This is a genomic window from Arthrobacter sp. cf158 (genome assembly GCF_900106835.1).
Taxonomy (GTDB): Bacteria; Actinomycetota; Actinomycetes; order Actinomycetales; family Micrococcaceae; genus Arthrobacter.
Window position 1 is genome coordinate 66,476 of the sequence record NZ_FNNR01000005.1, and the last position, 11,293, is coordinate 77,768.

Below are 11,293 nucleotides of genomic sequence, written 5' to 3' on the forward strand. Positions count from 1 at the left end.
GCTTTCAAGTCTATTTCGCCAGCAGGATGCGCTGACCGTTCAGGGTGGCGGCAGGTTGGTCAAAGAGCCCGACGACGGCCGTCGCCAGGTCTGCGACGTCCGTGTATCCGGGAAATCGCCGTTCCGGATGCTGTCGCCGCATGGCATCGTCAACGAGGGCCTTGACCACGAAGATCACAGCTGCGCTGTGCTGCTCAGTGGGAGTCCCGGGGTTCCCGCTGTTGGCGGACTGGTCTCGGCGGAAACCGTCGGCTACCGCCAACGTCCAGGCCTCTGCAGCGGCTTTCGCCGCCGCATAGCTGGCGGCTGCGGCTGTGGGTGCCGACGCGGTGGTAGAGGACACCATCGCAAGCCGGCCGTGAGGAGATGCTTCGAGTTGGCTGTAGAAGACCCTGGAGACGTTGCGCAAAGTGGTGATTGCGCCCCGTTCCAAGGACTCCCAGTCCTCGTCGGATTGGTCCTTGATGCCTTTCGCGCCGCGCCAACCGCCGACCAGGTGGATGACCCCGTCGACGCCCCCAATGCCCAGCTTTTCGATGGCGGAACCCAACTCACGGACGGACTCAAGGCTGCCGAGATCACAGACCAATGGTGTGACCCCCTGGCCCGCAGCAGCCGCAGCCGCCTTGATCCGGACATCGTCCGAACCCACGGTGAGTACCCTGTGGCCGGCGGCGGCAAGTGCGCCCGCCACGGCAATGCCGGATGCGCTGCTGCCACCGGTCACGAGGATAGTCAGAGTGGTCATCAGGCCGCCGTCGCGCCGGTAATACCGGTGGTGGACTCGATAACGGGGCGCATCTTCTTCTCCAGCGCTTCATAGAACATGGAGAGCGGGAATTCATCGTCCAGGACCTGGTCGGTGAGGCCGCGCGGCGGGCCGTCCAGCGGCAACGCGTCCGGGCCCTTGGACCATACGGACGCCGGGTGCGGAGTCACCGTGCCCGAAATCAGTTCGTACGCTGCCAACCAGTGGGCAGCCTTCGGACGGTCGATGGAACGCCAGTAGAGTTCTTCGATTTTGGCGCCAAGTTCAACCACGACGTCGGCGGCATCGTCCCAGTCGATGGAGAGTTTGCTGTCCGTCCAGTGGAGTACACGGTGCTGGTGCATCCAGGCAAACAGGAGTTGGCCACCGAGTCCGTCATAGTTACGGACGCGGCTGCCGGTGATGGCGAAGCGGAAGATGCGGTCAAAGATGACCGCATACTGCACGAGTTTTGCGTGCTTCCTTGCGTCAGGATCAGCGTCCTCGTCTTTTTCGATCAGGACGGATTCGCGGAATGCCGTCAGATCGCAGCGCAGCTCCTCCAACGAGTACAGGAAGAACGGCATGCGCTGTTTGATCATGAACGGATCAAAAGGAAGATCGCCACGCATGTGGGTACGGTCATGGATCAGGTCCCACATGACGAATGTGCGCTGCGTCAGTTCCTGGTCCTCGATCAGCTGCGCTGCATCCTCGGGGAGTTCCAGGGACGTGGTTGCCGCAGCGGCTTTCAGGACGCGGCGGAAACGAGCGGCCTCGCGGTCGGCGAAGATGGCACCCCAGGTAAAGGTGGGTGTCTGGCGGACGGCCACCGTTTCGGGGAAAAGGACGGCCGAGTTGGTGTCGTACCCGGGCGTAAAGTCGATGAACCGAATGGGGACGAAGAGCTTGTTGGAGTAAGCGCCAGCTTCCAGTCCGCCAATGAATTCCGGCCAAATAACTTCGATCAGCACGGCTTCAACCAGCCTGTTGGTGCTGCCGTTCTGCGTGTACATGGGGAAGACCACCAGGTGTTGCAGGCCATCGACGCGCTGCTGCTGGGGCTGGAAGGCCTGGAGGGAATCCAGGAAGTCCGGAATGCCGAAGCCGGCTTTCGCCCACCGGTCAAAGTCCTCGACCAACAACTGGAGGTACGTGGCGTCGTGGGGGAAATGCGGGGCCAGTGACACGATGGCCTGGGTAATGGTTGCCACGAGGCCGGCTGCTTCTTGGTGGGCAGCAGGATCGGCAATGGAGCCGTCTTGCTCCTGGTGTGCCTGCAGTGCAGTGGCCGCAGCCTTAAGGGTCATCCACTCGGCGTTGTCGGCAGTGACACGCGGGAGAGTGTGGGTGGCGGTGATCGTCATGGAGCTCGGCCCTTTCCGGAGTACGAATTGCTTCTGGCCCGAGCGTAGCAAGCGGAAAGGGTTGCTAATTCAAAAATGGTGTGAGCATAAGAAACCCTTGGCCATGGAGTGCTTGGAGGTAGCTTGAGATCCAGTTGTCGCGAGTACATGCCCGAATGCGCCAGCCGGACGGACCACCCTGGGGTGATCCGTCCGAAACCGCTAGCCCTGGTCCGGGTTCACCAGGCGGAGCGAAATGGAGTTGATGCAGAACCGCTGGTCCGTGGGAGTGCCGTAGCCTTCACCTTCGAATACATGACCCAAATGGGAATCACAGTTGGCGCAGCGGACTTCAACGCGGTCCATACCCATGGTGCGGTCGTGGAGATAGCGCACGGTTCCCTCAGCCAACGGGGCCCAAAAGGACGGCCACCCACAATGGGAGTCGAACTTTTCCCGGCTTGTGAAGAGTTGGCTGCCACAGGCGCGGCACTGGTACACGCCCTCAGTGTGCGTGTCCCAATACTCGCCCGTATATGGCCGCTCCGTGCCCGCCTGCCGCAGCACCCGGTACTCCTCGGGTGTCAACTCCTCGCGCCATTGGGCATCGCTCTTCTCAACGGGCGCAGAAGTTGTCTTGCTGGTGTTGTCAGGAGTGTTCATGTTTTATCCAACGCTCACGAGTCGCCGATAAATCCCGAACCGGCATAGAGATGGAGTACTGGAAGCCCCAGTTGATCCTGCGCCTTGTTGGCCCAGTCTGTATGGAACGTGTCTGCAATTGCATGTGGCCTGGTCACCACGACAGCCTGCGCCGCGTCCAGCGCCCTGACCTTGGCCACCAAGCCTGCCACGGCACCGCCGTCGACGATCTCGCCGGTGACGCCTCCTCCCAAACCTGCCAACGCCGCAAGCGACGCGGCCAAAGTCTCAGAGGCTTCCGCCCGCTCCGCCTCAGGGTCCGGCGACTGGGCCGTGAGTTCGCGGAACGCCTTTGCTATATCAAGCAGTGACAGATTCTCGAGGAAATCCACCAAGAGGTGCCGCTCGGTATTGGAGGGAACCAGCACAACAAGGGGTGCGTCACCCCCGTCGATCAGTTTGGCGATATTAACGCGGTCGTCGGGGCCAAGGGGTTCTTCAGTCAGGATGACTATGGGATCACTCATGGCTACAGCGTAGTCCCGGGGAACCCGAGTCCGCAGGCTTTTGGACCCCGGCACCCACGTGCCGGTACGCCGCGCGGTCCGCGCCTGCACCAGGCACTGCCAAGGAACGGCAACAATGGAACCATGGCATCGAACACCCGGTCAGCGAGAGAAGCTGCAGACACCAAACTGTCCCTTCGCACCAAGTGGGCAATAGCAGGCTTCGTGGCCGGCGGAACTCTCGCTGGCCTGGTGGCAGCCGGATCCTCTGCGCTCGCCGTGTATTTCGCCCGCCGCGTGATTACTCCCGCCGCACGGCACGAGGACCAGGAAGTGCTCGCAGTCATCCGCGGTGACAAAGGTTTGCAGGTCATCTTGGCAGCCACCCCCGATGCAACCATCGACGGCGTCTTCAGCCTCTTCTTCGCCGGGGGACAGGGGCATGCGCGGATCGGGCGGATCGTTTCCTATTCACCGGCAGAACAGACAGTCCTGCGTGAAGTCGAAGAGGTTTACAGCGGCGATCTGTCGGAGGCACGTCGCGGCTGGTGGAGTGGTGCAACGTATCCGGACCCGGCCGCGATCGGACTCGCGGCCGAGGACGTCACCATAGACGTCGACGGCGGGCAGGCGCCGGCCTGGCTGATTCGCGCCGAAGCGTCGGCTCCAGCGCCCATCTGGGCCATCATGGTGCACGGCCGGGGCGCCACCCGGCTGGAAGGGCTCAGGGCAGTTCGTACTGCGCGCCAGTTGGGTATGGACAGCCTGCTGATTTCGTACCGGAACGACGGCCTGGCACCGTCAGCGCTGGATGGTCGCTATGGGCTGGGATCCACCGAATGGCGCGACGTCGAGGCGGCGATCGAATACGCGGTGGAGCATGGGGCCAAGGAAATCGTCCTGTTCGGATGGTCAATGGGTGGGGCCATCAGCCTGCAAACCGCAGATCTCTCCAAACACCGGCACCTCATCAGGGCCCTGGTGCTGGACGCACCCGTCATCAATTGGGTCAACGTCATGGCCCATCACGCTGAAATGAACAGGATCCCCTACAACGTGGGGCGCTACGGACAACTGATGCTGGGACACCCACTGGGCCGGCGGCTGACCGGTTTGTCAGCGCCCGTGGACCTGAAGGCGATGGACTGGGAGGCCCGGGCAGTGGAGTTGCGCACGCCGACACTGCTGATCCACAGCGTTGACGATGACTACGTTCCCTACGGGCCCTCCGCCAGCCTCGCAGAGAAAAATCCGGAGATGGTCACCTTCGAGCCGTTCAACGGGGCGCGCCACACCAAGGAATGGAACGTCGACCCTGAGCGGTGGGAGCGTGTAGTCCATGCCTGGCTGCAGCGGCAATTGGCCCCGCGCAATAACCCCGGCCAGCCAGGTAGTTCAGAGGGCGCAGCTGGAGCAGCGCCCGCTGGTTAGCGCTTGGTGGCCGTGGCGGTCCCAATTGGTGCAATGACAGCCTCGGTCAACCGGACAAGATCCGCTGGCGCGAGCTCGATGTCCAAGCCGCGGCGGCCCCCTGACACCAGGATTGCTTTATAGGACAACGCTGATTCGTCCACCACCGTGGGAGAGATCTGGCGCTGTCCCAAGGGGGAAATCCCGCCCAGTACATACCCCGTGCGGCGTTCGGCTGCCGCGCGATCCGCCATGGTTGCTTTCTTGGAACCCAGGGCAGCGGCTGCTGCCTTCAGGTCCAGGTTTCCGGAAACCGGGACGACGGCCACGGCCAGGCGTCCCTCCACCTCCACCATCAAGGTCTTGAAGACCCGGGCGGGTTCGATGCCCAGCACCTCGGCCGCCTCCAGGCCATAGCTGGTGGTCGATGGATCATGGGTATAGGGGTGCAGCACGAAAGGAACGCCGGCCGCAGCGAGTGCTGCGGTAGCCGGCGTTCCCTGTGATGCCAATTTCCTTGCCATACCGTGTGGCGATGCCTTTCAGCGTTCCAGACGGCTTGCAGCCGCGACCTTACGCTTGATGCGGCCGAGCATGGCGGTCATTCCCCGCATGCGGAGGGGAGTGATGGCCCTCGTCAAACCCAGCAACTCCGGCATATCGTCCGGAACGGCAAGGATTTCTTCAGCAGTCAATCCGTCGAGTCCTTCGTGCAGGACGCCTGCGAAGCCACGGGTTGTCGGTGCCTCCTGCGGTGCCTTGAAATAGAGCCGGTAGGCGCGGGAGCCTTCGGCATTCTTCTCGGACTCAATGGTGAGGAACAAGGGGGACTGGCATTCGACAACCTGCTCCAGCAATTCCGGATGGTCTTTCAGACGTTCCGGAAGCTCCGGCAATCCCCTGGAGAACTCAAGCAGGAGCTGCAGGCGGTCAGGCTCCGTCAAAGCCTGGAAGTCATCGACGATTTCCGCCAGCGCGGTGGGCAATGTGTTCGTACTCATCTCTTCCAGCTTACGCACAACCGCGGCGAATGCACTTTGTGTCCGGCAACGCTTCTTCCCGAACTAGTTGCGTGCGAACGCGGCAGGAACGGCGCCGCGGTCAGCGCCTTTAACGATGGGTACACGGACTGCGTTACCCCATTCGGTCCAGGAACCGTCGTAGTTGCGCACGGTGTCGAAGCCCAGCAGATACTTCAGGGCAAACCACGTGTGGCTTGAGCGTTCCCCGATGCGGCAGTACGCCACGACGTCGTCGCCGGCTTTCAGGCCGGCTTCGCCCAGGTAGAGGGCTTCGAGTTCTTCGCGGTTGCGGTAGGTACCGTCTTCAGCTGCTGCCCGGGCCCACGGAATGGAGGCCGCTGTGGGGATGTGACCGCCACGCAACGCACCCTCTTCCGGGTAAGCAGGCATGTGAGTGCGCTGACCCGTGTATTCCTCAGGCGAACGGACGTCAATGAGCGGGTTGCCCAGGTGCGCCAGGACGTCCTCCTTGAATGCGCGGATGGGGGCATCGTTACGTTCAACCTCGGGGTATTCGCCGGCTGAAGGCTGAGTAACGTCAGTAGTCAGTTCACGGCCTTCGGCGATCCACTTGTCGCGGCCGCCATCCAGGAGACGGACGTCCTCGTGCCCGAAGAGCGTGAAGACCCACAATGCGTAGGCCGCCCACCAGTTGGATTTGTCACCGTAGATGACCACGGTGCTGTCGCGGGAGATACCCTTGGACGCCGCCAGCGCGGCGAACGCGGTGCCGTCCACGTAATCGCGGGTGACCTCGTCATTCAGATCGGTGTGCCAGTCGATCTTGACGGCGCCGGGGATGTGGCCGGTCTCGTAAAGGAGGACGTCTTCATCGGACTCTACGACTACCAGCTTGCCATCGGCAATGGCGCCGTCTGCAAGTGCTGCTGCGAGCCACTCGGTGGACACGAGGCGTTCAGGGTTTGCGTACGACGCAAACTTTTCGTTCTGTTCAACGGGGTAGGACATGATGATGGCCTTTCACTGACAACGGACGGAGCCAGGCCGTGGGAGGTGGTGCAGGTGCCAGCCCGGCGTGCTCCAACACTAACCACGGGCCGCGTGGAATGCTTCCCTCGGGTCATACGGTGAAACATGGGCTTGGTCACGTGTCCGTTCCGGGCCGTCCGATGCCGGTATTCTTGCTGGGGACCTAAAACCGAAGGAACGGACCACCGTGGTACAGATCGAACAACTGGCTGCCCGCACGCCGGCAGTCTCCGTGGAAGAACTCCTCAAGGGGTTCTACCCGTCTCCTCGATTCGGAGAGGTATCGTTCGACAGCTACCGGCCCGATCCTTCGCAGCCCAGCCAGGCCAACGCAGTCAAGTTGTTGTCTGCCTTCGCCGATGGCGTCGGCTCTGACGACGGCGGTGGGCTCTTCAAGAAGCTCTTCGCCAAGAAGGCCCCTGCCACCCGCGCGGGCATCTACCTTGACGGCGGCTTTGGTGTGGGCAAGACCCACCTGTTGGCTTCGCTGTGGCACAGGTCACCGGGACCCAAGGCCTTCGGAACGTTCGTGGAATACACCAACCTTGTAGGCGCGCTCTCGTTCCGTAAGACCGTCGAAGCGCTGAGTAGCTACAAACTGGTCTGCATTGACGAATTCGAACTCGACGATCCAGGCGATACGGTCCTGATGTCACGCCTCATGCGCGAGCTGGCTGACGCGGGCGTCAAGCTCGCAGCCACGTCCAACACCCTCCCGGGTTCCTTGGGCGAAGGCCGCTTTGCCGCCGTCGACTTCCAGCGCGAGATCCAGGTCCTCGCGGACCAGTTCGACGTCGTGAGGATCGACGGCGAGGACTTCCGCCACCGGGGTCTGCCCGCCGCTCCCGCACCTCTGAAGACCGAAGAACTCAAGCACCGTATGCGGGCCGAATTCGATGGCAAGACCGTAGCTGTGGATGATTTCCGCACCCTCGTAAACCACTTGGCCGCTGTCCACCCGAGCCGTTATCGGCAGCTCATCTCGGGCGTGGAAGCTGTGGTCTGGAGCGACGTCGAAACCATCACCGAGCAGGCAGTGGCCCTCCGCTTCGTGGTGTTGGCCGACCGGCTTTACGACAAGGACGTGCCCATCCTTGCCAGCGGAGTCCCATTCGACAAGCTCTTCACCGAAGAAATGATGACCGGCGGTTACACCAAGAAGTACTTCCGTGCCGTTTCCCGACTCACGGCGCTTGCCCGTGAGGCCCAAAACCACGAGCCCGCGTGATCTAGGACTGTTGAAGAGGCTCCCTGGTCTTCAACATCCAGCGAACCAGCAGGCCTCCGGCCAAGGCCCAGAAAGCAGCGCCAACACCGGCGAAGCTTAGGCCTGATGCGGCCAGCAGGAAAGTGATGCACGCTGGGATGCGTTCTTCAGCTGTTGCCAAGGCCGACGAGATGGATGACGCCAGAGTCCCCAGCAGTGCAAGTCCCGCAACTGCCTCAAGGAGTCCGGACGGTGCCGCGGCCACCAGGGTAACAAGCGCCGCGGAGGCGGCAGCAAGTACCAAGTAGGCGATCCCGGAAACGAAGGCTGCTATCCAGCGCCTGCTCTGATCCTTGCCGGCTTCCTCACCCGCGGCCAGTGCCGCACTGAGGGCGGCCAGGTTGATCGCATGACCACCGAAGGGTGCGCCCGCCATGGTTCCCGCTCCGGTAACCAGCATCGACGAGCGCCATGGCGTGGTGTATCCAAACGATTTAAGCACTGCCACCCCCGGGATGTTCTGTGACGCCATGGTCACGATGAACAAGGGGAGCGCCAGCCCTACGGCAGCCTCCACGGTGAACCCGGGAGTGGTCCACTCCAGCCTGGGGAGAAGGCCATCCACAGGGACGTGAACGCCGTTGGACACAATGTGGAAGCCGATCACTGCCAAGGCGACCAACAGTGAGGCCGGGACCGACCACCTGGGCGCGAACTTCATCAGGACAACCCAGCTCAGCACCACCGGCGCAATGAACATTGGTGCTGAGCCCAAGGACTTGAAGGGTGCCAGACATAGGGGGAGCAGCACTCCTGCGAGCATGGCCTGTGCCAACGCCGTGGGAATCTTCGCCATGAGCCGCCCCAGAACGGGCAGCAGACCCGTCAGCACTATCAGGACCCCGACGATCAGGAATGCGCCCACGGCGGCCGGCCAGCCGCCGTCGACCATCCCGGCCGAGGCCAGCAGCGCTGCTCCGGGCGTGGACCAAGCGAGGGTTACCGGCATCCTGGACCGCCAGGCCAGCCAGAGAATGCCCAGGCCAAAAGTGAGGGTCAGGGCCAGCAACCCGCTGGAGGCCTGCGCCTGATTGGCGCCTACAGCCTGCAATCCGGCGAGGACAACAGCGAAAGACGAGGTGAAGCCCACCAAAGCGGTGACGATGCCTGCCGTGACCGGAGGGCCCAGTGTCTCCCGGCTGGAATGGCTGCGGGTGGTTGGCGGGGAGACGGAAGGCATAGGGTCCAAAATACCTGACCCTTGGATGGAACTTGTGACCGTGAAGGTCGGGTTAAACGCCAAGGGCACCGGTGGCGCCTCTCGGCGGGACCGGTGCCCCCTTGACGTATCTGGTACGGCGGCTCAGGCAGCTATGGCTGCTTCGGCTCATCCGTGACGGGAGCCTGTCCAGGCTGACCGTCGTTCTTGGCCACGAAGTCGGAAGCGGCATTCTGGACTTTGTCGACGTGACCGGCGTACTTGCCGCCCGTCTTCTGGTCCACAAAATCCCCGGCTTTTTCGATGCCATTCTTGATGGCTTCCTCGTTGCCTTGAATGAGACCCTGAGCCTTGCCCTTCAGGTCGTCAATTAAACCCACGGGCACCTCCCTTCCATCGCGGAGCCAGTTCGCTCCTCCGCGTCCGACCCTAACACCAGTTGACAGAGGTGCCAAGGGTCCAAGGGAGGCCTGTAGGCAACTATGCCAAGGGCGTACTTGTCACCTTGTGCCGTGGACTGTCAGGGTTCATCAGCGAGTGCCGGCGCCCGTACGCAAAGTAGATGATCAAGCCTATGATCAACCAAACGCCAAACCGCACCCAGGTTTCCCAGTGCAACTGGAACATGAGGAACGCAGATGCCAGGACACCGAAGGCGGGAACAACCGGCATCAGTGGCAAGCGGAAGGTGCGCGGGGCATTGGGCTTGGTGTAGCGGAAGACAATCACAGAAACGCAGACCACCACGAAGGCCGCCAGGATGCCGATGTTGGTGAGGTCCGCCACTTCCTTAATGGGGAAGACTCCGGCGAGGAACGCTGAAGCAATACCGGCGATCCACGTAACGCGCTGCGGAGTGCCGTGCGTGTCCGTCTTGGCGAACCAGCCGGGGAGCAATCCGTCGCGGCTCATCGAGAACCACACGCGGGTGACTCCCAGGAGGAACGTCAGCATCACAGTCAGGATGGACAGGACCGCAAATACCGAGATGATGGTGGCGATGACGGGCAATCCCACGCCCGTGAACGCGGAAGCGAAGCCGGCGGTGGGATTGATGTCCTTGTAGTTCTGCATGCCGGTCAGGACAAGCGTGGCCGCAACATAGAGCAGCATGGCAATGATCAGGGACAGGATGATGGCCTTGGGCATGTGCTTCTTGCCATCCTTGGCCTCTTCCGCTGCCGTACTCATGGCGTCATAGCCAAAGACCGCGAAGAACACGGTCGCTGCACCGGCCACCACCGGACCGAATCCGCTGGGCATGAACGGGTTGTAGTTCTCTGTGTTCACATAGAAAATGCCCAGGCCGATGATGAACAGGATCAGGATGACCTTGATGGCCACCGCTACAAGTTCGAACCGGCCAAAAGCCTTGGTTCCACGGCTTAGGATCCATGTGACCAGGAGGCAAACGAGGATGGCGGGGAGGTTGATGATGCCGCCCTTGCCTTCATCTGCCGTGGACGTCATCCAGGTTGGCATGTGGATGCCGATGCCGGAGAGGAAGGCGTCGAAGTAGCCGGAGATGCCGATGGCCACGACGGCCACGATGGCGATGTACTCAAGCAGGAGATCCCATCCGATAAACCAGCCAATGATCTCGCCAAGGGCTACGTAGCCATACGTGTACGCCGATCCGGCGCGGGGGATCATGCCGGCGAATTCGGCGTAGGACAATGCTGCTGCTCCGGAGGCGAGGCCGGCGATGAGGAAGGAAAAGAGCACCGCGGGGCCTACGCCCGGGTTGCCCTCGCTGCCGTGGGCAACCAGTCCGGCGAGGGAAAAGATGCCGACGCCGATGATTCCGCCGACGCCGATAGCCGTCAGTTGCCAGAGGCCAAGACTCTTGAAGAGTCCGCTGTGTTTACTTTCTTCCTCGATATCGTCGATGGGCTTGCGCCTCAGGACGGACTTGGAAGCCGTCTGTTGATTCATGGGGGTACTCCTGCCAGTTGGCGTGGAACGGTGATGAGCTCGCAGTACATTATGCGAGTCGAATCACATTAGATAAAGCGAATTCTTCTGAGGGGTATCGGTTACTTCAAATAATGTATTGGGATCCAGCTGAATGTGGGCATAAAAAAAGCAGCTCCGAAGAGCTGCTTTTTTATTCTGGAGCGGACGACGAGATTCGAACTCGCGACATCCACCTTGGCAAGGTGGTGCTCTACCAGCTGAGCTACGTCCGCACATGCTGCCTGCC

General features: G+C 61.9%; 12 protein-coding genes and 1 tRNA gene. 2 read left to right on the top strand and 11 right to left on the bottom strand.

Annotated features, from left to right (window positions below; genetic code table 11):
* Positions 1-10: 10 nt before the first annotated feature.
* From BLW08_RS11360 to BLW08_RS11375, 4 genes are all read right to left on the bottom strand, one after another.
* Positions 11-748: an SDR family NAD(P)-dependent oxidoreductase gene (locus BLW08_RS11360; protein ID WP_090825399.1), complete on the bottom strand. Its 738-nt coding sequence runs from the start codon at positions 746-748 to the stop codon at positions 11-13.
* Entirely contained in the window at positions 748-2,115 is a 1,368-nt protein-coding gene (locus BLW08_RS11365; protein ID WP_091325128.1) for a DUF6421 family protein, read from the bottom strand. Before BLW08_RS11365 ends, BLW08_RS11360 begins: the two co-directional genes overlap by 1 nt.
* A gap of 201 nt (positions 2,116-2,316) precedes the next feature.
* Positions 2,317-2,757 carry a peptide-methionine (R)-S-oxide reductase MsrB gene (gene msrB, locus BLW08_RS11370; RefSeq protein WP_090825395.1) on the bottom strand — a complete coding sequence of 147 codons (441 nt, stop codon included), beginning with the start codon at positions 2,755-2,757 and terminating at the stop codon, positions 2,317-2,319.
* Between the two features lie 14 nt (positions 2,758-2,771).
* Positions 2,772-3,263: a hypothetical protein gene (locus BLW08_RS11375; protein WP_090825393.1), complete on the bottom strand. Its 492-nt coding sequence runs from the start codon at positions 3,261-3,263 to the stop codon at positions 2,772-2,774.
* A 123-nt stretch (positions 3,264-3,386) separates the two neighbouring features.
* Between BLW08_RS11375 and BLW08_RS11380 the strand changes: the two genes are divergently transcribed.
* Positions 3,387-4,673, top strand: coding sequence for an alpha/beta hydrolase family protein (locus BLW08_RS11380; protein ID WP_091325130.1), 1,287 nt, complete (start codon positions 3,387-3,389; stop codon positions 4,671-4,673).
* On the opposite strand, the gene ybaK is transcribed toward BLW08_RS11380, so the two are convergent.
* From ybaK to BLW08_RS11395, 3 genes are all read right to left on the bottom strand, one after another.
* Positions 4,670-5,176, bottom strand: a complete 507-nt coding sequence (gene ybaK / locus BLW08_RS11385) for a Cys-tRNA(Pro) deacylase (RefSeq protein WP_091325131.1) — start codon at positions 5,174-5,176, stop codon at positions 4,670-4,672. The two genes, BLW08_RS11380 and ybaK, sit on opposite strands and share 4 nt — an antisense overlap.
* 18 nt (positions 5,177-5,194) lie before the next feature.
* A complete protein-coding gene (locus BLW08_RS11390; protein WP_175538658.1) occupies positions 5,195-5,653 on the bottom strand; it encodes a SufE family protein in 459 nt (152 codons plus the stop codon).
* A 63-nt stretch (positions 5,654-5,716) separates the two neighbouring features.
* On the bottom strand, positions 5,717-6,643 hold the full coding sequence (locus tag BLW08_RS11395; protein WP_090825384.1) for a sulfurtransferase: 927 nt from the start codon (positions 6,641-6,643) through the stop codon (positions 5,717-5,719).
* 208 nt (positions 6,644-6,851) lie between these two features.
* Between BLW08_RS11395 and zapE the strand changes: the two genes are divergently transcribed.
* On the top strand, positions 6,852-7,892 hold the full coding sequence (zapE, locus tag BLW08_RS11400; protein WP_090825382.1) for a cell division protein ZapE: 1,041 nt from the start codon (positions 6,852-6,854) through the stop codon (positions 7,890-7,892).
* Between the two features lies 1 nt (position 7,893).
* On the opposite strand, the gene BLW08_RS11405 is transcribed toward zapE, so the two are convergent.
* The 4 genes from BLW08_RS11405 to BLW08_RS11420 form a co-directional block, all read right to left on the bottom strand.
* Positions 7,894-9,111, bottom strand: coding sequence for a benzoate/H(+) symporter BenE family transporter (locus BLW08_RS11405; protein ID WP_091325133.1), 1,218 nt, complete (start codon positions 9,109-9,111; stop codon positions 7,894-7,896).
* 131 nt (positions 9,112-9,242) lie between these two features.
* The gene (locus BLW08_RS11410; RefSeq protein WP_014921420.1) at positions 9,243-9,476 is read right to left on the bottom strand and encodes an antitoxin; all 234 of its coding nucleotides are present in this window, start codon (positions 9,474-9,476) and stop codon (positions 9,243-9,245) included.
* A 94-nt stretch (positions 9,477-9,570) separates the two neighbouring features.
* Positions 9,571-11,025: an amino acid permease gene (locus BLW08_RS11415; protein ID WP_091325135.1), complete on the bottom strand. Its 1,455-nt coding sequence runs from the start codon at positions 11,023-11,025 to the stop codon at positions 9,571-9,573.
* Positions 11,026-11,203: 178 nt separating this feature from the next.
* Positions 11,204-11,279, bottom strand: a tRNA-Gly gene (locus BLW08_RS11420).
* Between the last annotated feature and the right edge of the window lie 14 nt (positions 11,280-11,293).

Bases quoted from the DNA above. Each gene is read 5' to 3' on its own strand.
- BLW08_RS11360 (WP_090825399.1), bottom strand. From the start codon at position 748: ATGACCACTCTGACTATCCTCGTGACCGGTGGCAGCAGCGCATCCGGC.
- BLW08_RS11365 (WP_091325128.1), bottom strand. From the start codon at position 2,115: ATGACGATCACCGCCACCCACACTCTCCCGCGTGTCACTGCCGACAAC.
- msrB (WP_090825395.1), bottom strand. From the start codon at position 2,757: ATGAACACTCCTGACAACACCAGCAAGACAACTTCTGCGCCCGTTGAG.
- BLW08_RS11375 (WP_090825393.1), bottom strand. From the start codon at position 3,263: ATGAGTGATCCCATAGTCATCCTGACTGAAGAACCCCTTGGCCCCGAC.
- BLW08_RS11380 (WP_091325130.1), top strand. From the start codon at position 3,387: ATGGCATCGAACACCCGGTCAGCGAGAGAAGCTGCAGACACCAAACTG.
- ybaK (WP_091325131.1), bottom strand. From the start codon at position 5,176: ATGGCAAGGAAATTGGCATCACAGGGAACGCCGGCTACCGCAGCACTC.
- BLW08_RS11390 (WP_175538658.1), bottom strand. From the start codon at position 5,653: ATGAGTACGAACACATTGCCCACCGCGCTGGCGGAAATCGTCGATGAC.
- BLW08_RS11395 (WP_090825384.1), bottom strand. From the start codon at position 6,643: ATGTCCTACCCCGTTGAACAGAACGAAAAGTTTGCGTCGTACGCAAAC.
- BLW08_RS11405 (WP_091325133.1), bottom strand. From the start codon at position 9,111: ATGCCTTCCGTCTCCCCGCCAACCACCCGCAGCCATTCCAGCCGGGAG.
- BLW08_RS11415 (WP_091325135.1), bottom strand. From the start codon at position 11,025: ATGAATCAACAGACGGCTTCCAAGTCCGTCCTGAGGCGCAAGCCCATC.